Annotated in this window: 28 protein-coding genes; 10 read left to right on the top strand and 18 right to left on the bottom strand. The window is 62.4% G+C overall.

Annotated features, from left to right (window positions below):
• The 6 genes from gcvH to lpdA all read right to left on the bottom strand — a co-directional run bounded on the left by gcvH (window position 1) and on the right by lpdA (window position 5738).
• On the bottom strand, window positions 1–366 hold the full coding sequence (gene gcvH, locus AC2FNJ_RS12660; protein ID WP_496764653.1) for a glycine cleavage system protein GcvH: 366 nt from the start codon (window positions 364–366) through the stop codon (window positions 1–3).
• 18 nt (window positions 367–384) lie between these two features.
• Window positions 385–1482 carry a glycine cleavage system aminomethyltransferase GcvT gene (gene gcvT, locus AC2FNJ_RS12655; protein ID WP_496764651.1) on the bottom strand — a complete coding sequence of 366 codons (1098 nt, stop codon included), beginning with the start codon at window positions 1480–1482 and terminating at the stop codon, window positions 385–387.
• Window positions 1483–1513: 31 nt separating this feature from the next.
• The gene (locus tag AC2FNJ_RS12650) at window positions 1514–1927 is read right to left on the bottom strand and encodes a universal stress protein (protein WP_496764650.1); all 414 of its coding nucleotides are present in this window, start codon (window positions 1925–1927) and stop codon (window positions 1514–1516) included.
• A 70-nt stretch (window positions 1928–1997) separates the two neighbouring features.
• A complete protein-coding gene (locus AC2FNJ_RS12645) occupies window positions 1998–3371 on the bottom strand; it encodes an alanine/glycine:cation symporter family protein (RefSeq protein ID WP_496764648.1) in 1374 nt (457 codons plus the stop codon).
• A gap of 19 nt (window positions 3372–3390) precedes the next feature.
• Window positions 3391–4341 carry a lipoyl synthase gene (lipA, locus tag AC2FNJ_RS12640; protein ID WP_496764646.1) on the bottom strand — a complete coding sequence of 317 codons (951 nt, stop codon included), beginning with the start codon at window positions 4339–4341 and terminating at the stop codon, window positions 3391–3393.
• A gap of 14 nt (window positions 4342–4355) precedes the next feature.
• The gene (gene lpdA, locus AC2FNJ_RS12635; protein WP_496764645.1) at window positions 4356–5738 is read right to left on the bottom strand and encodes a dihydrolipoyl dehydrogenase; all 1383 of its coding nucleotides are present in this window, start codon (window positions 5736–5738) and stop codon (window positions 4356–4358) included.
• A 169-nt stretch (window positions 5739–5907) separates the two neighbouring features.
• On the opposite strand from lpdA, the gene AC2FNJ_RS12630 reads away from it, so the two are divergent.
• A complete protein-coding gene (locus AC2FNJ_RS12630; RefSeq protein WP_496764703.1) occupies window positions 5908–6522 on the top strand; it encodes a helix-turn-helix domain-containing protein in 615 nt (204 codons plus the stop codon).
• A gap of 94 nt (window positions 6523–6616) precedes the next feature.
• On the opposite strand, the gene AC2FNJ_RS12625 is transcribed toward AC2FNJ_RS12630, so the two are convergent.
• The 6 genes from AC2FNJ_RS12625 to AC2FNJ_RS12600 form a co-directional block, all read right to left on the bottom strand.
• A complete protein-coding gene (locus AC2FNJ_RS12625; protein ID WP_496764644.1) occupies window positions 6617–7714 on the bottom strand; it encodes a flagellar basal body P-ring protein FlgI in 1098 nt (365 codons plus the stop codon).
• Window positions 7711–8718: a flagellin gene (locus tag AC2FNJ_RS12620; protein WP_496764642.1), complete on the bottom strand. Its 1008-nt coding sequence runs from the start codon at window positions 8716–8718 to the stop codon at window positions 7711–7713. The genes AC2FNJ_RS12625 and AC2FNJ_RS12620 overlap by 4 nt, the downstream gene beginning before the upstream one ends.
• 3 nt (window positions 8719–8721) lie before the next feature.
• Window positions 8722–10173 (bottom strand): flagellar hook-associated protein FlgK, encoded by a 1452-nt coding sequence (gene flgK, locus AC2FNJ_RS12615; RefSeq protein WP_496764640.1) that lies wholly within the window; start codon window positions 10171–10173, stop codon window positions 8722–8724.
• A gap of 28 nt (window positions 10174–10201) precedes the next feature.
• Window positions 10202–11497 (bottom strand): flagellar hook protein FlgE, encoded by a 1296-nt coding sequence (locus AC2FNJ_RS12610; RefSeq protein ID WP_496764638.1) that lies wholly within the window; start codon window positions 11495–11497, stop codon window positions 10202–10204.
• Between the two features lie 88 nt (window positions 11498–11585).
• On the bottom strand, window positions 11586–12434 hold the full coding sequence (locus AC2FNJ_RS12605) for a flagellar motor protein MotB (protein WP_496764636.1): 849 nt from the start codon (window positions 12432–12434) through the stop codon (window positions 11586–11588).
• A gap of 101 nt (window positions 12435–12535) precedes the next feature.
• Window positions 12536–13873 carry a FliI/YscN family ATPase gene (locus AC2FNJ_RS12600; RefSeq protein ID WP_496764634.1) on the bottom strand — a complete coding sequence of 446 codons (1338 nt, stop codon included), beginning with the start codon at window positions 13871–13873 and terminating at the stop codon, window positions 12536–12538.
• A gap of 86 nt (window positions 13874–13959) precedes the next feature.
• Here AC2FNJ_RS12600 and AC2FNJ_RS12595 point away from each other — a divergent pair, with 86 nt between their 5' ends.
• Genes AC2FNJ_RS12595 through AC2FNJ_RS12555 form a run of 9 tightly spaced genes read left to right on the top strand, consistent with a single transcriptional unit; the run spans window position 13960 to window position 18537 of the window.
• Window positions 13960–14349, top strand: a complete 390-nt coding sequence (locus AC2FNJ_RS12595; RefSeq protein ID WP_496764632.1) for a FlgB family protein — start codon at window positions 13960–13962, stop codon at window positions 14347–14349.
• Window positions 14350–14360: 11 nt separating this feature from the next.
• Window positions 14361–14747: a flagellar basal body rod protein FlgC gene (flgC, locus tag AC2FNJ_RS12590; RefSeq protein ID WP_496764630.1), complete on the top strand. Its 387-nt coding sequence runs from the start codon at window positions 14361–14363 to the stop codon at window positions 14745–14747.
• A 13-nt stretch (window positions 14748–14760) separates the two neighbouring features.
• Entirely contained in the window at window positions 14761–15051 is a 291-nt protein-coding gene (gene fliE / locus AC2FNJ_RS12585; RefSeq protein WP_496764629.1) for a flagellar hook-basal body complex protein FliE, read from the top strand.
• A 3-nt stretch (window positions 15052–15054) separates the two neighbouring features.
• Complete coding sequence (locus AC2FNJ_RS12580) at window positions 15055–15327, top strand: flagellar biosynthetic protein FliQ (RefSeq protein ID WP_496764627.1); 273 nt, start codon at window positions 15055–15057, stop codon at window positions 15325–15327.
• Window positions 15327–16037 (top strand): flagellar hook-basal body complex protein, encoded by a 711-nt coding sequence (locus AC2FNJ_RS12575; RefSeq protein ID WP_496764625.1) that lies wholly within the window; start codon window positions 15327–15329, stop codon window positions 16035–16037. The genes AC2FNJ_RS12580 and AC2FNJ_RS12575 overlap by 1 nt, the downstream gene beginning before the upstream one ends.
• 20 nt (window positions 16038–16057) lie before the next feature.
• Window positions 16058–16843: a flagellar basal-body rod protein FlgG gene (gene flgG / locus AC2FNJ_RS12570; protein WP_496764623.1), complete on the top strand. Its 786-nt coding sequence runs from the start codon at window positions 16058–16060 to the stop codon at window positions 16841–16843.
• Entirely contained in the window at window positions 16843–17259 is a 417-nt protein-coding gene (gene flgA, locus AC2FNJ_RS12565) for a flagellar basal body P-ring formation chaperone FlgA (protein WP_496764621.1), read from the top strand. Before flgG ends, flgA begins: the two co-directional genes overlap by 1 nt.
• On the top strand, window positions 17260–17991 hold the full coding sequence (gene flgH / locus AC2FNJ_RS12560) for a flagellar basal body L-ring protein FlgH (RefSeq protein ID WP_496764620.1): 732 nt from the start codon (window positions 17260–17262) through the stop codon (window positions 17989–17991). It abuts the gene before it with no gap.
• A 9-nt stretch (window positions 17992–18000) separates the two neighbouring features.
• Window positions 18001–18537, top strand: a complete 537-nt coding sequence (locus AC2FNJ_RS12555; RefSeq protein WP_496764618.1) for a flagellar basal body-associated protein FliL — start codon at window positions 18001–18003, stop codon at window positions 18535–18537.
• Between the two features lie 34 nt (window positions 18538–18571).
• Here AC2FNJ_RS12555 and AC2FNJ_RS12550 read toward each other — a convergent pair whose 3' ends face one another.
• The 6 genes from AC2FNJ_RS12550 to amaB form a co-directional block, all read right to left on the bottom strand.
• Complete coding sequence (locus AC2FNJ_RS12550; RefSeq protein WP_496764616.1) at window positions 18572–18994, bottom strand: hypothetical protein; 423 nt, start codon at window positions 18992–18994, stop codon at window positions 18572–18574.
• Window positions 18991–20079 carry a flagellar type III secretion system protein FlhB gene (gene flhB / locus AC2FNJ_RS12545; protein WP_496764614.1) on the bottom strand — a complete coding sequence of 363 codons (1089 nt, stop codon included), beginning with the start codon at window positions 20077–20079 and terminating at the stop codon, window positions 18991–18993. Before flhB ends, AC2FNJ_RS12550 begins: the two co-directional genes overlap by 4 nt.
• Window positions 20076–20849 carry a flagellar biosynthetic protein FliR gene (locus AC2FNJ_RS12540; protein WP_496764612.1) on the bottom strand — a complete coding sequence of 258 codons (774 nt, stop codon included), beginning with the start codon at window positions 20847–20849 and terminating at the stop codon, window positions 20076–20078. Before AC2FNJ_RS12540 ends, flhB begins: the two co-directional genes overlap by 4 nt.
• Window positions 20846–22930 carry a flagellar biosynthesis protein FlhA gene (gene flhA, locus AC2FNJ_RS12535; RefSeq protein WP_496764611.1) on the bottom strand — a complete coding sequence of 695 codons (2085 nt, stop codon included), beginning with the start codon at window positions 22928–22930 and terminating at the stop codon, window positions 20846–20848. Before flhA ends, AC2FNJ_RS12540 begins: the two co-directional genes overlap by 4 nt.
• Window positions 22931–22939: 9 nt before the next feature.
• The gene (locus AC2FNJ_RS12530; protein WP_496764610.1) at window positions 22940–23653 is read right to left on the bottom strand and encodes a transglycosylase SLT domain-containing protein; all 714 of its coding nucleotides are present in this window, start codon (window positions 23651–23653) and stop codon (window positions 22940–22942) included.
• A gap of 137 nt (window positions 23654–23790) precedes the next feature.
• Window positions 23791–25290, bottom strand: coding sequence for an L-piperidine-6-carboxylate dehydrogenase (gene amaB, locus AC2FNJ_RS12525; protein ID WP_496764701.1), 1500 nt, complete (start codon window positions 25288–25290; stop codon window positions 23791–23793).

Genomic DNA, 25290 nt, shown 5'->3' with positions numbered 1-25290 from the left:
TCAGCCGATCAAAGCCTTGTAGGCGTCCAGATCCATCAGATCTTCAAGCTGCGATGCATCCGCCAGCTTGATCTTGTAGATCCACGCATCGCCTTCGGGGCTTTCGTTCAAGGCGCTTGGGTTGTCGGCGAACACCTCGTTCACCTCGATGATTTCGCCATCGACCGGCGCATAGATCTCGGAAGCGGCCTTGACGGATTCGATCACGCCGATTTCGCCACCCTTCTCGAATTCCTCACCGGTTTCCCGCTGCTCGACAAACACGATGTCGCCCAGCTGTTCCGCGGCGTGCTGGGTGATGCCGAGGGTGGCGATGTCACCCTCGACCGTGATCCACTCGTGATCTTCCGAGTAATAGGTTGCCATGTTCGATTTCTCCTGACTTCAACGCTTGTAGTTCTGGGCGACAAAGGGGAGCGCAACGATGTTGGCCGGTTGCGCCTTGCCGCGAATGATGAGGTTCACTTTCTCCCCCGGCTCGCCATGACCGGCCGAGACATAGCCCATGGCGATCGGACCGCCGACCGTCGGGCCAAACCCGCCCGAAGTGATTTGGCCGATGGTGTTACCTTCGATGCACTGAATTTCAATGCCTTGCCGCGCAGGTGCGCGCCCTTCCGGCTTGATGCCGACCAGCTTGCGCGGAGCGCCTTCGGCCAGTTCCTTCTGGATACGCTCGGCACCCGGAAAGCCGCCTTCTTCCTTGCGGCGCTTCTGAATCGCCCAGCCCAGCGACGCTTCGATCGGCGATGTCGTCTGGTCTATGTCGTTGCCGTAGAGGCACAGGCCGGCCTCCAGCCGCAGGCTGTCCCGCGCGCCGAGCCCGGCCGGCTCGCAATCCGCGTGGGCGAGGAAGGCGCGGGCGATTTCGATGGCCTTGTCGTCGGGGATCGAGATTTCATAGCCGTCTTCGCCAGTGTAACCCAGGCGTGAGACCCGGCACTCGACGCCGTCGATCTCGGCCATGGTGGTTTCCATGAACTTCAGCTCCCGCGCGGCGGGACACAACTCGCCCACCACGTCCTCGGCCTTTGGGCCTTGCACCGCCACAAGCGCGCGGTCGAAGAGTTCGATCACCTCCACGCCGTCCAGATTGGACTTCATATGCGGAACGTCCTGATGACGCAGCGCGGCGTTGACCACGACGAAATAGTGATCGCCGGCGTTCGACACGATCAGGTCATCCATGATGCCGCCGCTTTCATTTGTGAAAAACCCATAGCGGGCCTTGCCCTCTTTCAGCGTGGCATAGGCTTGCGGGCACAGCGTTTCCAGCTTTTCGCCCACGTTTTCGCCCTTCAGGATCACTTGACCCATGTGGCTTACGTCGAACAGAGCGGCCTTTTCGCGACACTGTTTGTGTTCGCCCATGATGCCCATGGGATATTGGACCGGCATTTCCCAGCCCGCGAAATCGACCATCTTTCCACCGAGTTCCACGTGCAGGTCGTACAGGGGGGTGCGTTTGGGCGCATCTGTCATGACGGGTGCCTTTCGTTGTCTGGAGTTCGGGTCAGTCGCGGATGACCATGACCGTGCAGTGTGCGTTGCGCACGACACGCGCGAGGTTGGGACCGATTTCGTAGTTGGGGAAGTCGCCCTGCGCCGAGGCCATGACGATCATGTCGAAACCTTCCTTGTGCGCCAGCTTCAGGATCTCACGATAGACGCTGCCCTCTTCAATGTGAACCGGCACGTCGACCGCACCGCCTTTGTCGAGAACGCCCTGGACGGCTTTGCGAACGTGTTCCTTGGCCCCGTCCCCATAGTTGGCGGGCAGGTTGGGCAATTTGATGATCTCTGGAATGACCGAAACAGCATGCAGTTCGGCACCGTAGAACTTGGCCTGTTCCAACGCGACAGGCAGCGCCTTTTTCCACGAGCGGTCATCGGTGTGATCGATGGGAAGCAGGATCTTGGTGGCCATCAGTCATCTCCTCGAGATGTCGGTTTCTGTTTCAGGAGGCGGGGGGCCGGATCTGGCCCCCCGTCAGTATCTATTCGGCCGGTGTGCCGCCTGGTTCTTCAGACTGACCGCCGGAGGCGAAGAACTCCTTCGTCAGCTTGAAGACGATCGGGCTCAGCAGGGCCAGCGCGATCAGGTTCGGGATCGCCATCATGGCGTTGAGCGTATCCGCCAGCAGCCAGATGAAGCCCAGATCCGCGGTGGCGCCGAAATAGATCATCACGATCCACAAGACGCGGTAGGGGATCAAGGATTTGACGCCCAGCAGGAATTCAACGCATTTCTCGCCGTAGAACGACCAGCCCAGGATGGTGGTGAAGGCAAAGATCGAGAGCGCGATCGCAATCAGGTGTCCACCGATACCCGGCAGCGTGGTTTCAAACGCCAGGCGCGTCAGCGCCGCTCCGGACTCGCCGGATGTCCAGGCACCGGAGGAAATGATGGCCAGACCGGTGATCGAGCAGACGATGATGGTGTCGATGAAGGTGCCCAGCATCGCGATCAGACCCTGATTGACCGGGCCTTTGGTTTCGGCCGCCGCGTGCGCGATCGGCGCTGAGCCCAGACCTGCCTCGTTCGAGAACACGCCACGGGCCACCCCGAACCGGATTGCCGCCCATACCGCTGCACCGGCGAACCCGCCTTCGGCCGCTGAAGGCGTGAATGCGTGGGTAAAGACCAGCGACAGCGCGTAACCGATGTTGCCGATATTGATCAGCAAGACCAAAAGACCAGCAACGACATAGGCGATTGCCATGAACGGGACGAGCTTGCCGGCGACGGCGCCGATGCGGGTGATGCCACCGAGAATGACGCCAGCGGTAAGGACCATCAGAACGACACCCGTGACCGAGGTGTTGACGCCGAAGTTCGAGTCCAAAACCTGCGCCACGCCGTTGGCCTGAACGCCATTCCCGATTCCGAATGCCGCGACGGCGCCGAACAACGCGAACGCCCAGCCCAGCCAGTGCCAGTTCTTGGACAACCCGTTCTTGATGTAATACATCGGTCCGCCGACGAAATTGCCCAGCTCGTCCTGCTCGCGGTATTTCACCGCACAGACGGCTTCGGCGTATTTGGTGGCCATGCCCACCAGGGCGGTCATCCACATCCAGAACAAGGCGCCCGGACCGCCCAGGAAGACAGCGGTGGCCACGCCGGCGATGTTGCCGGTCCCGATGGTCGCCGACAGCGAGGTCATCAGTGCATTGAAGGGGCTGATCTGCCCCGCGCCCTGTCCCTCGCGACCCTTGAACAGCAGGCTGAAGCCGGTGCCGATGCGCAGGATCGGCATGAATTTCAGCCCGACCTGCAGGAAGAAGCCGACGCCCAGAATGAGGACGAGCATCAGCGGCCCCCACACGACGCCATTGATGGCCCCTACGATTGAGTTTAACGCTTCCATGGTTTCCCTCCCATTTGCGTCACTTTTTTGCCCTGCAGGCCAATGCCCGTGCGCGGGCCTGCTTGAGGGCGGCGAAATCTTCGTCTGCGTGGAACGACGACCGGGTCATCGGAGTTGCCGAAACGTGCAAGAACCCCTTGGATCGGGCGATCCGTTCAAGCCGCTCGAATTCTTCAGGCGACCAGAATCGATCGATCGGGTGGTGTTTTGGCGTGGGTTGCAGATATTGACCCACGGTCAGAAAATCGACTTCGGCTGCGCGCAGGTCATCCATCACCTGACGCACATCGTCCAGTGTTTCGCCCATACCAACCATGAGGCCGGATTTCGTGAAAATTCCGGGGTTTGCGCGTTTGGCGTCATCCAGCAACCGCAGCGAGGCGTAGTAACGTGCGCCGGGCCGAACCTTGGGATAAAGATGCGGGACGGTTTCGAGATTGTGGTTGAACACATCGGGAGCGGCATCGAACACGACAGTGGCCGCATCGCCCTTGCCCAGGAAATCCGGCGTCAGAACCTCTATGGTCGTACCGGGATTTCGGTTGCGCACGGCGCGGATGGTCTGCGCGATATGTCCGGCACCGCCATCCTCCAGATCGTCGCGATCCACGGACGTGATCACGACATGGCGCAAGCCGAGTTTTTGGACGGCGGCAGCCACGCGGCCAGGCTCGAAGACATCCAATGCGTCAGGCCGGCCGGTCGCCACGTTGCAGAACGCGCATCCTCGGGTACAAACCTCGCCCATGATCATCATGGTCGCGTGGCGTTTGGACCAGCATTCGCCGATGTTCGGGCATGCCGCCTCTTCGCAAACCGTTGCCAGATCATGCGCTCGCATCAGGCGGCGGGTTTCGAAGTATTCCGGGCTTTCGATCTTTTTTCGGCGAATCCATTTCGGCTTTCGCGGGACCGCATTATCGGCTTTATTTGCCTTTTCAGGATGCCGGGGGCGGAGCTGGATCGTCATCTGGCTGCCCTCGATCACGCGTGGATGGCCCGGCCCATCGCGTCAAGGCAGGCCTCCTTGATCGCCTCGCCCATGGCCGGATGCGCGTGGCAGGTCGCGGCGACTTCGGCCACCGTCGCGCCCTTTGTCATGGCCAGGACCAGCTCGGCAATCAAGTCGCCACCGTGGGCGCCGCAGATATGCGCACCCAGGATCGCACCATCCGGCCCGGCCAGAATCTTGACCGCACCTTCGGTTTCGCCCTTCGAACGAGCGCGGGAATTCGCCATGAAGGCGAACTTGCCGACCCGGTACGCGACACCCGCTTCCTTCAGCGCGTCCTCGGTCCGGCCGACTGACGCGACCTCGGGGTCGGTATAGACGACGCCCGGCACGGTGTCGTAGTCCACGTGGGCCGTCAGACCGGCCAGCATTTCGACGCAGGCCATCCCGTCTTCTTCCGCCTTGTGTGCCAGCATCGGCCCTGGAACGCAGTCGCCGATCGCGTAGATGCCGGGGACCGAGGTTTGGAACGCGCCATCCACCTTGATGAAACCCCGCGCATCGACCGCGATGCCCAGTGCCTCCAGCCCCAAGCCGCGGGTCACGGGCCTGCGCCCGATGGCGACCAGAACCTTGTCGGCCTCGATGACCTCTTGAGATTCCTTGCCGACCCTGTCGATCTTCAAGCTCAACCCGGATTCGGTCTTTTGCACCGCTTTCAATGCGCGCCCCAACTGGAGCTTCAGGCCGCGTTTCGTGAGCGCCCGCTGCGCCAGCTTGGCAATCTCGGCGTCACATCCGGGCAGCACGCGATCCAGATACTCGACGACCGTGACCTTGGCGCCCAATCTGGCCCAAACCTGGCCCAGTTCCAGCCCGATCACGCCCGCGCCGACCACGACCAGGTGATCGGGAACCGCTTCCAGAGCCAGAGCGCCGGTCGAACTGAGAATGTCGGTTTCGTCAATCTCGACCCCGGGCAACGGCGTCGGTTCGGATCCCGTGGCAATCACGATGCTTTTTGCTGCGTACAGCTCGTCGCCAACCTGGACCTGTCCCGGCGCGGGGATCGAGGCCCAGCCTTCGATCCGATCGATACCGTTCTTCTTGAACAGAAAGGCGATGCCCTTTGTCAGGTCTTCGACGATCTTGTCCTTGCGCCGCATCATGGCGGGCAGATCAATGCTGGCCCCCTCGACCGAAATGCCATGGGAGGAGAGTTGGGGGAGTTCGGCATATTTGGCCGAGGAGGTCAGCAACGCTTTGGAAGGGATGCAGCCCACATTCAGGCATGTGCCGCCCAGAGCACTTCGGCCTTCGACACACGCGACCTTCATGCCCAATTGCGCGGCCCGGATCGCGGCGACATAGCCGCCAGGCCCACCGCCAATGACGATCAGATCATAGTCGCTCACCGGAATCCCTCCCGAAACCCGTCGCGCATGACAAAAAATTTTCTCATTGCGCCATTGCGACTCCTATAGGAAACTTTTCTCCTATTATCAATCCGTGTTTTGATTTCGAAACTTTGACGAGTTTGGGCAGCTATTCTAAGATTCCCGAGCGTGTGGAGAACCAATGCTCATGGAACCCGTCCAAACAGAAGACTCGGGGCTGGCGCCCGAAACCGTCGAAGCACCGGATGGCGAAGTCCTGGGGAAGATGATTCGGGACGCCCGGCGGGAGAAAGGTCTGACGCTGGAAGAGGCGGCCAAGGCCGCCTCGATCGGGCGCTCGACGCTTTCGAAAATTGAGAACAACCAGACTCGACCGAGTTTCGAGATCATCCGCCGCCTCATGCAGACGCTGGACCTTGAAACTCCGCAACTGTTCGTACAGTCCGCCCAAAGCGACATTTCGGGCAGACGAGATTTCACCCGATCCGGTGAAGGGGAGCACCAGGTTACGCGAACCTACGATCACGAGTTGCTGTGCAACGAGCTGACCAGCAAGCGGATGCTGCCTTACATCAGCACCATCAAGGCACGAGACGTGTCCGAGTTCGACAATTGGGTACGTCATCGCGGCGAGGAGTTCATGTATGTGATCAGCGGCGAAGTCACGCTGTACACGGAACATTACCGGCCGTTGAGCATGAAAGCCGGAGATTCCGTCTATTATGACAGCGGCATGGGGCATGGGTGCGTTTCCACGAGCGAGGAGGATGCCCGCGTGCTTTGGGTGTCGCTCTCAGACTGAGGCCCTGCGCTTGCCGCTCCGGTCTGGATCGAAGCTGGCCTGTCCCTGCAGGACATGTGCGCGACCGGCCGGGCGCCGGCTCTCGAGGTTCGCGCTATCGCACCAGAAACTCGGCGTGCAACGCTCCTGCCGCCTTGATGGTTTTCAGAATGTCGATCATGTCCCGTGGGGAAACACCGAGTGCGTTCAAGCCGGCAACCACGTCGGACAGAGAGGTGCTTTCCGGAACCTCGGCCAGTCGGGTGCCGTCCTCTTCTTCGAGGCCCGCGGTGGTTCGGGGCACGACGACGGTTTGTCCCTGCGCAAAGGGATTGGGTTGCACCGCGATCGGTGACTCTTCGACCCTCAGCGTCAGGTTTCCCTGAGACACCGCGACACGCGAAATCCGTACATCGTCCCCCATCACGATCGTGCCCGAGCGTTGGTCCACGACCACGCGCGCCTTTCGTTCAGGTTCAACCAGAATGTTCTCGATCTGCTCGATCGCATGGGCCGTCGAGATGGCCCGGGTTGAGGGTATGTCCAGCTGGATCGTCCCTGAATCGCGCATCACCGCGACCCGGCGGTTGAAGGTGCGGTTGATGGCCGCCTCGATCCTGGCAGCCGTTGTGAAGTCCGGGTCTCTCAGGGCAAGACGCAACTGGTCGAGGTCGTTCAGCACGAATTCGATCTCGCGCTCGACCCGCGCGCCGGAAGGAATCACGCCGGAGGTCGGGACGCCGCGGACGACCGAAGCCGCCTCCCCCTCGGCCGCCGCGCCGCCGGCCAACACGGTGCCTTGCGCGACCGCATAGATCTGACCATCAGCGGCATTGAGCGGTGTCATGATGAGGGTTCCGCCCAGCAGGCTCTTGGAATCGCCGATTGCCGAGACCGTGACGTCAATCTGGCTTCCAACCCTGGCAAAGGGAGGAAGGCTCGCGGTCACAAAGACGGCCGCGACGTTCTTGGGTCGAAACTGCTCACCTGTGACGTTGACGCCCAGGCGTTCCAGAATGTTCGACATGATCTCTTCGGTGAACGGGGCGTTTCGCAGACCGTCACCGGTACCGTTGAGTCCAACGACCAGACCGTACCCGACAAGGTCGTTGCCCCGAACGCCATCGAATTCGACCAGATCCTTGATCCGGATCGGACCGGCTTCGGCGATCCCCGCAATCGCGAGGGCAAGCAGAACAAGCAGAAACCTCATCTCAGGAACTTCACCAGCGACAGGTTCGCATTGCGCACCGTGACCGAATAGAGGCTTTCAAGTTGGAACTGCGCCGCCTGAAGCCGCGCCGCCGTATCGTAAGGGTCCGCACCGATCAGTTCGCCCTTGGCATATTCAAGGCTGGTTTGCGCCGCGGAATTCCGTGTCGCCGCCGCGTCCACTCGGGCCTGCACCGCGCCGATACCGGCCCGCAGATTGGTCAGGTCATCTTGAGTGTTCGCCAGTTGCACTCCCAGTTCCCGAAACAGAGCCGTTTTCTGATCCGCCGCCAGACCCAGTGTCGGATCTGAGGCCAGCGCCGCCAAGGCCATGTCGCGCATCGCATCTCGAAACGCCGGATCATCAGCCTTGGCCGTAAGGCTCAAGCGATCGGCCTCGGAAATCTGCATTGGCGCCAGTTCGGTATCTGCGCCGCGATACATGACCGATCGAAACCCCGCCGGGTCGTCGAACCAGTCGGTGGCGGCTTGACGCCAGTCCGCTGAGGTCGTCAACCCGTTCAACTCGGCGCGCAACGCGGTCAACAGGGTTTCGGCCGAGTCGAGGGGCGTCCGGTCGGTGGCTGTCCCGGCAAACAGGCTGCGCCCGCCAACGCGGGTGTTGAGCGCCGAGATCGCGGTTTCGAGTTCGTTGCGGGCAGTGACGCTGGCCTGCTCGTAGGTCACGGTCTGGTTTGAAGACCCGAAGGACAAAAGTTCCTGTGACAGGTCCGATACGCTGTCACCAAGAAGGGACAGACTCCTCTGCATTGCATCCGCGAAAAGGCCGGTTTCCGCGGTCGCGACATCAAACCCGCTCAAGCGTTCCAGCCCGCGGTCGATCCCGGAAATCTGGGAATAGTCGCCGCGCAGTCTCGTGGCGACATCCTTCACTTGTCCGGAGGACAATTCGTAGGAAAGCGTTTCGATCTGGGTCTTGATCTCGGCGCTGCGGGTCCGAAGCATCATTCCCCGCGCAAGATCACCGATTGAAGTCAGGGCCATCGCTTAGATCCTCAGAAGCGTTTCCATCAAGTCGTCCAGCACCTGCATCATGCGCGCGTTGGCCGCATAGGACTGTTCGATCCGCATCATTTGCTGAAGCTCGGCATCGGTATCGACACCTTGCGCCTTCTCGATCCGCTGCATCTCGGTTCGGGACGCCGCTGCATGTGTCAATCGGCCGACGGCGTTCTGGGCGTTCTGGCCAGTTCTGGACAAGAGAACCTCGCCAATGTCGGCTGCGGTCATCTGCCCGGTACCGAAGCGCGCCGAGGGCATCGACCGGGGGGCGGTCAATGCGGCGCCGAAGGCGTGCAATTGCCGCGCATCGCCTGGATCACCCGGGGTTGCGGCACCCAGACCCGCGCGCAATCTCCAGCTGTCTCCTCCGCCGTCAGGATCGACGATCGCATTCAGCGCCACCCGGCCGGCCAGACCGGTTTCAAAGGCGGGATCGAAGCGGGCTCCGCCATCGGTGAAAAGCCCCGGATCGGTCGCGCCCGCAGTTGCGTCCACAGCTGGGTCTTGAAAGCGTTCGACGAGGTCGCGGGCCAGTGCGTCGAGATCCTTTTGCGCCTCCACGGTCAGGTCGTCGCGAACCTCGAACTGCGCCGCCAGGCTGCCTCCGCGAATCGCGGAGTTCGAACCCGATGTTCTGACCGGAGAGCCGTTGATCTGCAAACCCGACAACAATCCGTTCTGGACGCTCATGTGCGGCATCGTCTCGCCGGTCGTATCGAAGGAAAACTCGGCTGCGCGCCCTTCCAGCAGGATCAGCCCACCGGCGGAATAAAGCGAAACCTGATCGTTCTCGCGCGCCACCGCCTTCAGTGGCACGATTCCGTTTGCGGTATCGATCAGTGATTGGCGCTGGTCGAGCAGTGCCGCTATGTCGCCGCCCGAGTTTTTGACGGCCGGGATTCGCGCGTTGAGGGTTTCGATTTCCTTCAGCACGGTGTTCAGCCGGGCAACCTCCCGACCGATGGCGCGATCTGCGTCCGATCGCATGTCGCGAAGCCCTTCGGCGGCGGTCCGGATGGCCGACGCCAGAGCGCGCGCGTCGGTCGCCACCTGATCCAGCCGGGTCACGGACTCCGGGGCGCTCGCCGCTGCGATCAAACTGCTCTCGACCCGAGACAGATGGCTTGTGATCGAGCCTGGGTCATTGGCGGTTCCGACGAGTGTTTCGAGCTTTCCAAAGAAAGCCGCCTTGACCGCTTCATGGGCATGACCGGCTTCGGCGTTGCGCCGACTGGCCGTCAGCGCCGGATCGGCATGTCGGACGATGCCGACAACCTGAACACCATTGCCTGAAACCCGGCCGGACGCGAGTTCCAGGCTTCGTCGGGCGTAGCCGGGCGTCAACGCATTCGCGATGTTGTCGGATACGACAACCGCGCCGCGGCCAGCCGCCGACAAACCGCTGAGTGCGTTTTGAAAGGCCGTGGAAATGCTCATGGGTCAACTCCTTGCCGCGGCGGTAGGATCAACGTTTGATATTGGTCGTTTCCTGCAACATCTCGTCCACGGTCTGGATCACCTTTGCGCTTGAAGAGTAGGCGCGCTGCGTCTGGATCATTGCCGTGAGTTCGTTGGCCACGTCGGTCGTCGATTCCTCTCGGGCGAAGGAAATGAGATCACCGGTCGGGCCGTCTCCGGCATCCCAGAGAAAGTAGGTGCCGCTTTCCCGTGACGGCGCATAGGTCTGACTGTCTAGCGCGGACAGGCCATTCGGGTTCGGAACATCCACCAGCGGGATCTGGAACATGCGACGGCTGACGCCGGTATCGTAGAGCGCATAGACGAAACCTCTTTCGTCGACCTCCACGCTGGTCATCGTTCCGACCGCCGATCCGTCCCGGGTTATCGATACCGGTGCGAACGTGTCGGACAGCTGGGTGATGCCGTTGGAATCGCCCAGCCGGCCGATGTTGACCTCCATCGGGCCGCCGGCCACATTGACCACGACGCTGCCCGTGGCCGGATCGTAAGCCCCACCCGACACCGCCGTTACGCTGGCCAATGTGCCGCCCGTGGTTCGGCTGTCGTTGAACGTCATCGTATATTCGCCGATCACTGCGCCACCCGAGGCCGTGTCACGGAGGATCATCGTCCACTCGTTGCTGACACCCGTGGCCGGCACCGTGGGCACCAGCTCGATCTGGACGTTCTCGGACTTGCCTAGATTGTCAAAGTACTCGACGGACAGTGGCTGGGTGTCGCCGTTCGCGCCGGCCTCTGTCGCCGTCGCAGGCAGATTCATGCGCAGCGTCATCTGCGTCGTGGGCGATCCGGAGAGCTGGTTGACGCTGAGCTGGACAGGCTCCAGCCCGACCGGAGTATCGCGCGGCATGTTCGGTATCGACCCATCGGGCAATGCAGGCCATCCCAGCAGCACCAACCCCGATTCCGTGACCAGATAGCCCTGATCGTTGGTGCGGAACGATCCGGTCGTCGCCAACAGCAACTCGTTCGCGCCCGAGGCGATCTGCGAACTCGGCATGACCGGCAGCATCCCACGACCGCGCACCGCAAGATCCGTGGAATTCGTCGTCGTCACCAGGGAACCGCGCTGGTCGATCAGCCGCTGGCTGGTGGTGCGGACGCCTCCTGCCGAGTAGGCCCCGCCGGAACTGGACGTGACCATGGAATGGAAATCGGTCTCGACACGTTTGTACCCAAAGGTCGAGGCGTTTGCGATGTTGTCTGAAATGGTCGCCAACCTGTTGGCGTTTGCCTTGAGCGCCGCGACACCGGCATTCAGCGAAGATGAAATGGTCATCCTGGCGCCTTTCTGCTGCATCAAATGATCGTTGACGCAACACCTAACGCACGTCGCCTTAACAGCGGGCTAACGGTCAAATACCGCGCTATCCCGCCTCCTGATGCCTGAGAAAGATGATCTCGACCCGGTTGTTGCGGTTGGACATGGGGTTGTCGTGGGCAAGTTCGCGGTCGGCATGGCCGGTGACGCGCTGGATGCGTGCGGGATCCACTCCGAATCGCTCAAGCATCTTTCGGGTTTCCACGGCTCGGGCAGACGACTTCTCCCAAATCGGGTTTTCGGCCAACACCAGCGGATAGGCGCGGATGTGGCCTCCGACGGCAATGCCGTTTGTCACAAGGTCTGACGCCCGAGCCACGGCGCGCACAAGGTCGGACATCAGCCGTGTGGGCCGGTCCGTGCCCGATTCGAACAATGGGGTATCATCGGTCGCAAAGAGCTCCACCACGAGCCCTTCGTCGGTGACACGTGTCACGATGTGTTCCAGATCCTTCTTGGATACCAGGCTTTCGCCGGTCCGGCCCAGAAGCAGCGCCTCGAGCGTCGAAAAATCCTCGGTCGTGCGACGATCCTGCCCTTCGCTGTTGACCCCGGTCGATCCCCGCGCCCGTTTGGCATCCGACGGGTTTCGCCGGGTCGCCCCGGACCCGTCCATGACCAGGGTTTTCTCGGAGAACATGCTGTCTCCTCCGAACGCGCCGTCGCCCCCGCCGGAAACGGGATTGACCGGAATGCTCGGCGAAAAGTAATCCGCAAGACCCTTGCGTTGTTTTTCGGTCGTCGCGTTCAACAGCCACATCAACATGAAGAAGGCCATCATGGCCGTGACGAAATCGGCATACGCGACTTTCCACGCGCCGCCATGATGGCTTTCGCCCGCTCGGCCGCGCTTCTTCTTGATGATGATTGGCGCCGCATTGGTTTGCGCACCCATCTCCACCACCTTTTTTCACCCATGTCAGGGATATCAGGGCAGCGGTTAATTGTTGTCTAACAGTTAAAGTTGTCGCGTTTTCGCGATGGTGTCACAGGGCTTCAGGTCTTCGCCCCAACTCGTGCGCGACGCAGCAGAAGCGCCAGGCGCTCGAAGCTTGCCTCGACACCGTCCGGATCTGCCCGCGCAAAGAACGTCTCCAGCTCGGCATGTGCGCGGATGGCCTGGTCCAGCTCCGGATCGCTGCCTTCCGCATAAAGGCCGGCCTTGATCATGACTTCGGACCTTTGGTAGCTGCCGATCAGCCTGCGCGCTTCGCGGATCATTTCGTTCTCCTCGGCGCTGGCCGCATCCGGAAGGCTCCGCGACACCGAGCGCGCCACGTCGATGGCCGGGAACCGGCCGCGTTCGGCAATGTCCCGACTCAGCACGATATGCCCGTCGAGGATGCCGCGCAGGATGTCGGCAACGGGCTCGTCCATGTCGGACCCTGCAACCAGAACGCTGAACACCGCGGTTATGTCGCCCTGATGCTGCGTTCCCGGCCCGGCCCGTTCACACAGACCGGCGATCAGCGACGCGACCGATGGCGGAAAGCCGCGGAGCGACGGCGATTCGCCCATCGCGGTGGCGATTTCCCGATGAGCTTCGGCGAAGCGGGTCACCGAATCGGCCAGCAACAGAACATTGAGCCCCTCATCGCGCAGATGCTCGGCCACCGACATGGCCGCCCATGCACACCGCCTGCGAACCAGGGCCGACTCGTCCGACGTGGCCGCGACCACGACCGAACGAGCCATGCTCTCGGTCCCGAGAGCCTTCTCGACGAAGGCATTGACTTCGCGCCCCCGCTCTCCGATCAGCGCGACGACCACGGCATCGGCCTGCATCGAGCGGGCGAGGGTGGCCAGCAGGCTCGACTTGCCCACGCCCGATCCGGCGAACAGGCCCACTCTTTGCCCGCGCACGATCGGCAGCAGGGTGTTGAGAACCGCAAGCCCCGTGGCCATGCGTTCCCCGAACGGCTTGCGCTCCACCGCGCGGGGAGGGGATTTCAGCAGATCCCGTGCGGCGACGCCCCTCAACAAGGGTTTTCCATCCAAGGGTCTTCCATAGGGATCGACGACTCGGCCCAACCAATGTCTGCCCGGCGCAAACTGGGGCATGGGAACCAGCGCCACCCGATCGCCGAGACTCACGCCTTCAGGTGCGGCGTCTGCCAGCATGTGGACCGCCTCGTTCCCGACATACAGGACTTCGCCGGGCAAGGATGGTCCGGCGGACCGCTGAAGCGTCAGCCTGTCCCCGATGCGCGCGACATGCGACAGGCCGTCCACGTCGATCACGCCGCCCGTCACACAGGTCACGCGGCCGACATGGCGCGCGCAGGAAAGCGTTTCGAGTTCCGCGGTCAGCTGCCTTGGGTCCGGTGCAAGCATCGCTGTTGTTCCCATTGTGTTCCGAAACCGTTTCTAAAGGAATCGGGGTTAAGCCAAGATTGAAATCGATCGAGGGAGAAGCCCCGATGTTCTCGGACTTGAATGTCTTCAAACTGGCGCACGCCATGGCAACCCACGCTGGACAGCGGCAGGCAATCGTCGCGCGCAACATGGCGAATGCCGACACGCCCGGATACCGTCCCCGCGACATCGAGCGTTTTGCCGATGCGGTGCAGGTCTCCGATGCGTCGGCGAGCATGAAGGCCACGCGCGAGACCCATTTGAACGCAGCGCATACCGAACGAAACGGTTGGGCTGAATACACGCTGCGCACCCCTACGGATCCAAACGGCAACGGCGTTTCGATCGAGGAAGAGATGCTGCGGGCGGTCGAAGTCAAACGGCAGCATGATCGCGCCGTGGCAATCTACCGATCCTCGCTCAACGTGCTGCGCGCCAGCCTCGGCAAGGTCTGAAGGGGCGCAGGATGAGCGAATTCTCGAAATCCCTTGCCGCATCCGCCAGCGCGCTGCGTGCGCAAGCGACGCGCCTCCGTCACGTGTCCGAAAACATTTCCAATGCGGACACGCCCGGCTATCGCCGCAAGACCGTTCCATTTGAAACGGTCGGTTCGGCCGACGGCGACCTGGTGCGCGCCGGTCGAGTCCGACTGGATCGACGCGAGCCTGCCAGGATCTACGATCCGGGGCATCCTCTGGCCGATGCGACCGGCCACTATCGCGGCTCGAACGTGGATCTCATGGTCGAGATCGCCGACGCCCGCGAAGCCCAACGCAGCTATGAAGCAAATCTCAAGATGTTCGAACAGACCCGCCAGATGTCGGCGAGCCTGATGGACCTCCTCCGCAAGTAGAAGGACGAACGGAATGGATATCCGCACCCTCCAGGCGGCGCAGAACTATGCCTCGGCCCGCCCTGCCACGCAGGCTGAACCCAACCTCGATGGAACGACCCAGAAATTGCGCGGCGCAGTCCGCGACTTTGCCGCAACCCTCCAAAAAAGCGAGCGGGTTTCGCGATCGGCGATGGTCGGTCAGGCTGACCCGCACACGTTGGTTCAGGCCCTGGCCCAGACCGAACTGGCGGTCGAAACCGCCGTCACCGTGCGCAACAAGGTGGTCGAAGCCTATCAGGAAATCCTGCGGATGCCGGTCTGACCGATGCTGAGCCAAGGACAGTTCTTTGATGTCGTCCGCCAGGCCCTCTGGATCGCGGTCGTTACTTCGGTCCCGATCCTGACCGTTGCGCTGGCGACCGGGCTGGTGATCGGCCTGTTCCAGGCGCTGACGTCCATCCAGGAGATGACGCTGACCTTTGTGCCCAAGCTCCTGGCGATCGTCGCCGTGTTCTGGATCTCGATGGGGTTCATGACCCAGACGCTGGTCACTTTCTTTCAGACCACGCTCGTTTCATTGATCGTCGGAGGCCCGTGATGCAATCGTCCTACATCGCCCTGTCCCGCCAGTCCGGCCTGCTGAACGAGGTCCGCATCGTCGCAAACAACATCGCGAATGCCAACACCACCGGATACCGGCAGCAAGGGGTGGTCTTTTCCGAGTTCATACAAGCCGGCGGCGACGGGCCTTCTGTCTCGATGGCCCGGGCCCAGGTTCGCGATACCGCGCTGCGGCAAGGTGTGCTGGAAAAGACCGGCGGAGCCTTTGACTTCGCGATTGAAGGCGATGGCTTTTTCCTGCTTGAAACCCCGTCCGGCATTCGCCTGACCCGCGCCGGCAGCTTCGCCCCGGACGCGAATGGCGATCTGGTGTCCATGGACGGCCATCGGGTTCTGGACATCAACGGCTCACCGATCTTCATACCGCCGGACGCAGCCAAGGTTGACGCCGGAGCAGACGGCACCCTGAGCGTTCAGGGTCAGCTTCTTGGACAGATCGGCGTGTATCGACCGGCGAACCCCATGGATCTCATCCGCGAGGGAGGCGTGACGTTCCGTGTCGCCGGCGATGTCGATCCGGTCGACAACCCCGTCGTCCTGCACGGCTTCCTGGAGGGTTCAAACGTCAACGCCATCGAGCAGGTGAGCCGTCTTGTCGAAATCCAGCGCGCCTACGAACTGGGCCAGAGCTTTCTCGAGGCCGAGGACCAACGCGTCCGTGGCACGATCAAGGCTCTGATGCGCTAAACCACCGAAAGGAGTTCCCGATGCGCGCCTTGCAAATTGCCGCGACCGGCATGACCGCCCAGCAATTGAGGGTTGAAACGATCTCGAACAACCTCGCCAACATGAACACGACCGGCTACAACGCCCGGCGGGCCGAGTTTGCCGATCTTCACTATCAACAGGTCGCCCGCGCCGGCACCGTGAACGCGGCGGACGGAACGGTTCTGCCGACGGGCATCCAGCTGGGCCTCGGGGTCCGTCCATCGGCGATCACTGTCGAACTTGCCCAGGGAACCCTGTCGGAAACCGGAAGCGATCTGGACCTGGCCATCGAAGGCCGGGGCTTTCTTGAAGTGACCCTGCCCAGCGGACAACCCGCCTACACACGCGACGGCAGTCTCAAGCGGTCGGCGGAAGGTCTGATCGTCACATCCGACGGGTTGGCCGTTTCACCTGAGATCACGATCCCGAACGACGCCCGCTCGATCTCGATCAACGCGTCAGGTCAGGTCTATGCCTATTTCGACGATTCCGCCGAGGCGCAGCTGTTGGGCGAATTGACCCTGGCCAGCTTCACGAATGCAAAGGGGCTCGAGGCCATTGGCGGCAACCTGTTCAGGGAAACCGAAGCCTCGGGCCCGCCGACGATCGGAACTCCGGGTGAGGATGGTCTGGGAACCCTGCGGCAAGGCTATCTCGAAGACAGTTCGGTCGATGCCGTGCGCGAAGTCACGGAATTGATCGAGGCACAACGCGGGTATGAAATGAACGCCAAGGTGATTTCCGCCGTCGATCAGATGATGGCCGCAACGACTCAGGTGCGGTGATGCGACTGCTTTGCACGCTCTCGGCGCTCTTGTTTGCAGCAACCGCGCTGGCCGACACGGTTGTACCGGCGCGCACGATCCGCGCCAAGGAGATCATCGCATTCGGCGACGTGACGACGACGCCCGACATCACCACCGGAGCCTTCGCGAATCCGGAGGATGTCGTCGGGCTGGAGGCCCTCGTCGCGCTCTATCCCGGCCGGCCCATTCGTCCTTCGGATGTCGGGCCGCCGGCGATCGTGAACCGGAACGACCTGGTCACGCTGGTGTTTGACCGGGGCCCACTTTCTATCACTACCGAGGGCCGCGCGCTGGGACGCGGAGCCGCGGGCGAGACCGTCCGGGTCATGAACCTGTCGTCGCGAACCACCGTCAACGGACTGATCCGTTCTGACGGCAGCATCGAGGTAAGATGAATGAAACGACTGAAGACGCTGTCCCTAATGCTTGTCCTCTCGGCCGCCGGATGCGGGCGGCTGGATCACCTGGGAAAACCGCCAAGTTTCACGCCGAACACCGATTCCGATGAACACGTCGCCATGCTGTGGCCCGGATTGCCGACCCACAGCCAACCGCAGCGTCAGGTGGATCGGTCCTCTCTGTGGAGCGGCGGGCAAAGCTCGTTGCTGGGCGACCAGCGCGCCATGAAAAAGGGCGACATCCTGACGGTCGTAATCGAACTCGACGAAAAGGCCGAGATATCGAATGACACGGCACGGTCGCGCACCGGTTCGGAAAGCCTCGGCGTTCCGCATCTGTTTGGGTTGCCGCAGAGAGCGGCGGACAGGCTGCCGACTGGCGCATCGCTCGACGAGGCCGTTTCGATCGACTCCAGCAGCGCGACCAAGGGCAAGGGTTCGGTGAAGCGCAAGGAGAAGCTGACCCTGAGGGTCGCCGCCACGGTGGTCGATGTGTTGCCCAACGGCGTTCTGTCGATTTCGGGTTCGCAGGAACTGCGCGTGAACTTCGAGATGCGGGAATTGCTGGTCTCGGGCTTTGTCCGGCCTGAAGACATCTCGCGCCAGAACGAGATCACGTATGACAAGATCGCTTCGGCCCGGGTCTCATATGGCGGGCGCGGCCAGATCACCGACGTGCAACAGCCCCGCTATGGGCAGCAGATCCTGGACGCCGTGCTTCCGTTCTGAGGTGAAACGATGATGCGCAAACTTCTGCCCCTGATCGGCCTGGTGATCGGCCTCGGCGCAGGGGTCGGGGCCGGTCTGGTCCTGGCTCCGACACCGAAAAACCCTGTATCGGCAGAGCAAGCCGGCCCGGAACCCGTCGACTCCGGGACGGGCAGGAGCAAGAATGGCACCGAGCCGGACACGCCAAAAAAAGCAGGCAATTTGCCTGAGGACAGATCCGCGGGTACCGAGTATCTCAAACTCTCCAAACAGTTCGTGGTGCCGGTGGTTGAGCGCGACAGGATTTCGGCCCTGGTGACGTTGTCGCTCGGGCTCGAGACCAAACCCGGCATCGGTGAAAGGTTTTATGCGCTGGAACCCAAGCTGCGCGACGCGTTCCTGCAGGTGCTATTCGACCATGCCAACATGGGAGGGTTCGACGGCACGTTTACCCAGTCCGCCAATCTGTCGATCCTGAAGGACGCCTTGTTGGAGGTTGCCCGGCGCGACTTCGGGGACGACGTTTCCGGCGTTCTGATCATGAACATTGCCCGTCAGGACACCTGAGCGACACCGGTCGAACCATCCCGACAATCGGAATTCAATCCATACGGGTCATTATCGCCGTGAGTTGGTTCAGACGTTCAAGCTCGGCCGAACGGCGCTTGTTCACCGTTTCGGATCGCTGTTTGCCGTACAGCTCCGCGACCGCCTCGCGACGCCCGAACGCGCGGCGCAACTGATCGGTCGCATGCAACCTCTGCGCGCGCAGACGTGCCAGCTCCGTGTTCAGCGAGCGGCGGGTTCGCGATTCCCAAGCATACCAAGCAATATCCGCACCGGCGATTCGGTATTCGTCGAGTTTCGCCGATTGCACCCTGGCATCTGCGTTGTGCGCGTCAAGCTGAGCAAGCTGCCGCAAAAGGCGGGCCTCGGCATCCAGAAGCGGGCGGATCTTCTTCTGCTCGGCCAGGTACAGGGCCTCGCTCAACGCGTGAATCTCCTTGAGTTTGGGCAGCGTCACCAGCTTCTTCCCTTGGCTTTCTTGCGCATGGCCTCGGCAAACCGGATCGCTGCCGCGACCGGGCGATAATGCGCCTCGGCGATCTCTTGTCCGATCTCGACCGAAGCGTGCAGGGCCCGCGCGGTGGGAGGGTCGGAGTGTATCGGAACACCCGCACCCTGCGCCGCGGCACGGATGGTTGCCGCCATTTCATCGACTCCCTTCGCGACGCATACCGGCGCGGACCCGGGTGCGCGCGACCATTTTAGTGCAACGGCAAAGTGCGTCGGGTTGACGATGACGACATCCGCCGTGGGTACGTCCGCCAGCATCCGGTTCATCGCGATGTCCTGGCCGCGCTGACGGCGCTGTTGCTTCATGTGCGGGTCGCCCTCGGCTTCTTTCATTTCGTCCTGGATTTCCTTGCGCGACATGCGGTTCTTGCGGATGTGCTCGGCATGCTGCCACAAGTAGTCGATCGCACCGATTGCCAAGGCGACGAGAACCGCCAGGAACAGGAACCGCGTCAGCAACTCCATCATCAACGCGATCGACTGCCGCGCCGGGGCGGCGCTTGCCATGATGATGTCGCCCTGGTTGGCACGCAGGAAAACCGTCAGGCAGATCGAATACAGCAGCAGCTTGACGAAACTTTTGGCGAACTCGAAAAGACCGTTGCGGCCGAACTTGTTGCGCGCATTGGAGAGAATGGAGATCCGGGACAACTTTGGTTGCAGCTTGGACGGCGTGACCACGAAGGCCCGCTGAGCCAGGATGCTGAGCAACACGGCCGCCGCCGGAAGGAAAAACAGCAACATCACCGCAAGCCCAACCTGACCGACCAGACCCGAAAGCGGGGTTGACCCGGCGGCGCGCAAGGGCGATGCCGACAAGCGCCAGGATTGCTCGATCAGCCCGACAAAAAGCGTTCCAAGCCGTTCCAGCGCCACCTGGCCGAACACCAGTGCCGCCAGCAGCAAACCGACATAGCTAGCCACCACCGAAAGATCCGTGGATTTCGGAACCTCGCCTTTCTCGCGCGCTTTCTGCAGCTTTTGCGGAGTCGGATCAAAGGACTTTTCGGTATCGTCGTCAGGCTGGCTCACCGGTCTTCCCCAAGCGGGTTTGACAGAAATCCAAGAAGCGCATCGGACCAGACGGTGACGATTAGCGACGCGCTGAGAAACAGAAGAAAAAGCCCGCCGAAGGTGAGCGCCGGCGCACCGACGAAAGCCACCATCAGTTGCGGCATCGCGCGGTTGATCACACCCAGCGCCAGGTTGTAGATCAGGGACGCGATCACGAAGGGCGCGGCCAGTGCGAAGGCCAGCGCAAAAGTCCGAGACACCTGCCGCACACCCCATTCGGACAGGTCCGGGGCCGCCGGCAACGACCCGATCGGAAGCAAGCTGTAGGTACCGATCAGGAACTCTGCCGCACGCACATGCAGCCCGAGGATTGTCGCCAGCGCCAACCCCGCGATTACCAGAAAATACCCCATCGCAGGTACGGGCTCGGCCGCAACCACTCCGAGAATCTGCGAGAGGGAAGTCGCCTGAGCCGCAATGGAACCGGCGGTCTGCAGCGCCAACACCAACAACCGCAACCCGATGCCCATCGCCAGGCCGGTCAGAATCTCGGTGAGGATCAATGCTGCGAACGCGATGGAGCCGGCCGGCGGGGGCGTTTCGGCGACAGCCGGAACGACGATCAGCGTGAAGGCCATCGCGACGGCCAACTTGACACGCGCCGGGATCGTGCGCTCGCCAAAGGCCGGCATCATCGAAACTACCGCTGTGACGCGTAAGAAGACCAGGAAAGCCGCCCAAAGCGCCCCGCCCGCTTCCCCCAACAGCCCCGGCGGAATTGCGATCATGCCGCCACCATCCCGACCAGTGACGGCCGCGCGTTCAGCCCTATTTCTTCGAAGGACAATACCGGGTTGGACACACCGCGCGCATGCGTGATCATCCGCAGAAACCTGCGTCGCTGGCTCGATGTCACCAACGCGGGGTACAGCCCCTGTTCCGCCAAGGTCGCCATTCTTTCGGCAACGCCTTCCGCAAGCTTCTTGAAAAGCTCGGGCGGGAGAGCAACGTCGAGCCCTCCGCTGTTTGCGTCGGTCTGGTAGGTGGCGAACGTGTCCTCCCATTCCGGGGCAAGTTGGACCAACGGTATCGTTCCGTCCTCGCGTTTCATGTCCGCGACCAACTGGAATCCCAAGCGCTGGCGCACCTGTTCGCAAATCGCTTCTGGCTGGGTCGTCGTCAGACGTGCCTCGGCGATGCTTTCAAGGATCAAGGGCATGTTCCGGATCGATACCCGCTCATCCAGCAACAGGCGCAATACCGCGTGCAGCGTGTCAATCGGAACCTTTTCGGGGATCAGTTCGTCCAGCAGCTTGCGGTTGGCCTCGGCACGAACCGGATCGCTCAACCGGGTCATTTCCGACAGCAGCCTGCGCAGGGATTTCAAGGTCAGGAGCCGCGAGAAATTCTGTTTGATGATCTCCAGAAGGTGGGTAGCCAGAATCTCCGGCGGGGTCACGATGGTGGCGCCGGACAGCGCGGCCGTCTCGCGATCCTTTGGCAGAATCCAACGTGCGGGGGCACCGTATACGGGTTCGGTCACATCCTTGCCGTCGGGCAAGTGCATCGACTGGTCCTGCACAAGCGCCAGCACCAGATCGGGGTTGAGCTCTCCGCGCGCCTGTTCGACGCCATGCACGCGGATGACATAGGTGCCGGTCGGCAACTCGTTCTGATCGGTGAGCCGGATCTCGGGCAGGATCAGACCGTAAACCGAGGCGACATGCGTGCGCATGTTGGCGATCCGTGCATCCAGACCGGTTCCCGGATCCAGAACCATGCCAACCAGATCCGGCGCAAATTCCAGATGAACGTCATCGAGATCGAGAACGTCGCCGATGGACTGCGCGGCGGGCGCGTGGTCTTCCGCGGCCTGTTCGGCCGTCAGGGTTTCCGCCTTTCGCCGTTGGCGAATGGAATAGGCCGCAAAACCGAGCGCCCCCGCACCCAGTATGAAAGGCAGGAACGGCAGCCCGGGCACCAGAGCAAACAGCACCATCAGAACGGCCACCGTCGCAAGCGCCGAAGGGTGACGCCCGAGTTGCGAAAACAGTGCGTTGTCCGTGGCGCCCTGGGTGCCGCCGCGGGCCAGAAGCAGGGCCGACGCAATCGAGATGATCACCGCAGGGATCTGCGACACCAGCCCGTCGCCGACGGTCAGGATGGCATAGGTCTCGAACGCAGCTGCGAGCGGCATCCCGTGGACCGCAACCCCCATGATCAGGCCCATCACCAGGTTGAGAAGGGTGATCAGCAAGCCCGCGATCGCGTCGCCCTTGACGAATTTCGATGCCCCGTCGAGGGAACCGAAGAACGTTGTCTCCTGCTGTTCACGCTCGCGCCGCTCCTTGGCCTGCTGGTGATCGATGGCCCCCGCCGACATGTCGCTGTCGATGGCCAACTGCTTGCCGGGCATTCCGTCCAGAGCGAACCGCGCGCCCACCTCTGCCATGCGGGCGGCGCCCTTGGTGATGACCATGAAGTTCACGATCAACAGCACACCGAAGACCACGAGGCCCAGAAAGATGCTGCCGCTCATGATGAACTGGGCAAAGCCCTGGATCACGTCACCGGCCGCGTTTGGCCCGGTATGTCCCTGCCCGATGATCAGCTTGGTCGAAGAGACGTTGAGCGAAAGCCTCAGCATCAGCGAGGCCAACAGGATCGTCGGGAAGGACGAGAAATCGAGCGGCCGCTCGATGAAGAGCGTCAGGGTGAAGATCAGGATCGCCAGCGCAAAGGATGCGGCCAGGCCGATATCGAGCACCCAGGCCGGCATGGGCAGGATCATCATGACGATGATCGCCATCAGGGCAAGGGCCAGCAGAACCGTCGGAGAAAACAGCGTGCGGGCGTCGATGCGCAGCATTGTTCTCCCCTAGTTGAAGGCGATGAAGGCCGAGCGGTTGCCCGAGGCAGGGAACAGCGATCCCAGTGCCGCGCCGCTCTGTGATCCGGCACCGCCAAACAGGGGCTGGGGGGTGCGGCGGAGCGGATCGGCGGGAGCCTCGGCCAGTCGCGTCTCCGGCTCGCCCTCGAGCCTGGCCAGGACTGTCTCGAACCGCTTGGAATACGCTTTGGCCAAGGTAGGCGTGCGCGAATGATACGCGCCGGCCGCAGCGCGCCACGATCCCAGTTCGGCATGGAGATCGCGCAGAAAGCGCGCCGCATAGGCCGCGTTTTCCTCCGGATCGAACATTGCTTCGACCGAGCGGAAGCCATGGCCGTGCCAGCGATAGTTGATCTGGAAGCAACCGACATCGAAGCTGCGCGTCCCTGCCCCGAGAACCTGGGTGACATGTGCCCTCGCCTCGGCTTCGCTGGAAAACCAGTATCCTTTGCCCTCGACATTCACGGTCCAGGGCCAAGGCGAGAATCGCCCGTTGAGTTTTCGCCCGGTTTCGACCCGCGTGACCGCGCGCAAGACGTTGAGCGGCACGCCTTCGGCGCGGGCGGCCTTGGCCGCGGCGGCATCGCAGGTCTGCGCGAAACGGTCAGCGCCGGAGGCATGGGCAACGGGCGCCAGCCAGATCAGCAAGGCGGCCGCCATCCGCGCCGAAAGCGCGCACCGGTGTCCAGTAATTTGGGGCATTCTGCCGGTCCGGGATTATCCTCGTTTTCCCGGAACCTAGCCTTACACCTGTTTACAATGCGTTATCGCCCGCCGCCCGAAGCGAAACAAGGCCCGCCCAAAGTTCGGTGGCGGGCCTGTCCAGTTGTGCGTTCCGCTCAGATGTCGAACTTGACGCCTTGCGCCAACGGCAGTTCGGCAGAGTAGTTCACCGTGTTGGTCTGACGGCGCATATAGCCCTTCCAGGCATCCGATCCGCTTTCGCGCCCGCCTCCGGTTTCCTTTTCGCCGCCGAACGCCCCGCCGATCTCGGCGCCCGAAGGACCGATGTTGACGTTGGCGATACCGCAATCCGAACCGGCCGCCGACATGAACTGTTCCGCTTCGCGCATGTTCAGCGTGAACACGCAGGAACTCAGGCCCTGCGGTACGTCGTTCTGGATCTCCAGCGCTTCATCGAACGTGTCGTAACCAAGCACGTAAAGGATCGGCGCAAAGGTCTCGGTCCGCACAGTCTCCGTCTGGCTTGGCATTTCGACGATGGCAGGCTCGACATAGACACCGCCCTCGGGAACGCCCTTGTTCACGCGCGCGCCGCCAAAGACGATGCCGCCATCGGACCTGGCCGCTTCCAGGGCTGCGACCATCGCCGAAGCCGAAGCCTCGTCGATCAGCGGCCCGACCAGCGTACCCTCGGCCAGAGGATCACCGATCGGCAGGCCCGCATAGGCTTTTTTCAGCCGCGCGACCAGATCGTCCTTGATCGATTTGTGCACGATCAGCCGGCGCAGCGTCGTGCATCGTTGTCCGGCCGTGCCGACGGCCGAGAAAACGATGGCGCGCACTGCCATTTCCAGGTCGGCCGTGGGGCCGACGATCATCGCGTTGTTGCCGCCCAGTTCCAGAATGCATCTTCCGAACCGCTGGGCCACGACCGGAGCGACCGCCCGCCCCATGCGGGTCGAACCTGTCGCCGAGACGATCGGAACATCCTCGCTTGCCACAAGCGCCTTGCCGAGATCGGCGCCGCCGATCAGGAGTTGCAACAACCCGTCCGGCGCATCGCCGAACCGGGCGACGGCCCTGTCAAAGATCTTCTGGCACGCCATCGCGGTCAGCGGCGTCTTTTCGGATGGTTTCCAGATCACCGGGTCGCCGCACACGATGGCCAGCGCCGCGTTCCACGACCAGACGGCAACGGGAAAGTTGAAGGCCGAAATGACCCCGACCGGCCCCGCCGGATGCCAGGTTTCCATCATCCGATGGCCGGGCCGCTCACTGGCGATGGTCAGGCCGTAAAGCTGGCGCGACAACCCCACCGCGAAGTCGCAGATGTCGATCATCTCCTGCACTTCACCCAGCCCCTCGGACGTGATCTTGCCCGCCTCCCAACTGACCAACGCCCCCAGATCGTCCTTGGCGGCGCGCAGTTCTTCGCCCAGCAGGCGGATCAGTTCGCCGCGACGCGGCGCGGGCACGGTGCGCCACAGTTTGAAGGCGGACCTGGCCTTGGCAAGGATCGCGTCCATTTCGCCCAAGGGAGTCTCGTGTACTTCGCCAAGGACTCTGCCGTCGATCGGCGAGTGCACCTTGAGCGTGCCGCCGGTCAGTTCGGCAGCGGTGAAGCCCAGTTGCGAAAGGGTGGTTTCTGCGGTCAT

The organism is Ruegeria sp. BHSB196 (assembly GCF_059613135.1).
Note: the sequence above shows the minus strand (reverse complement) of the source record. Positions and strands in the feature narration are given on the sequence as shown.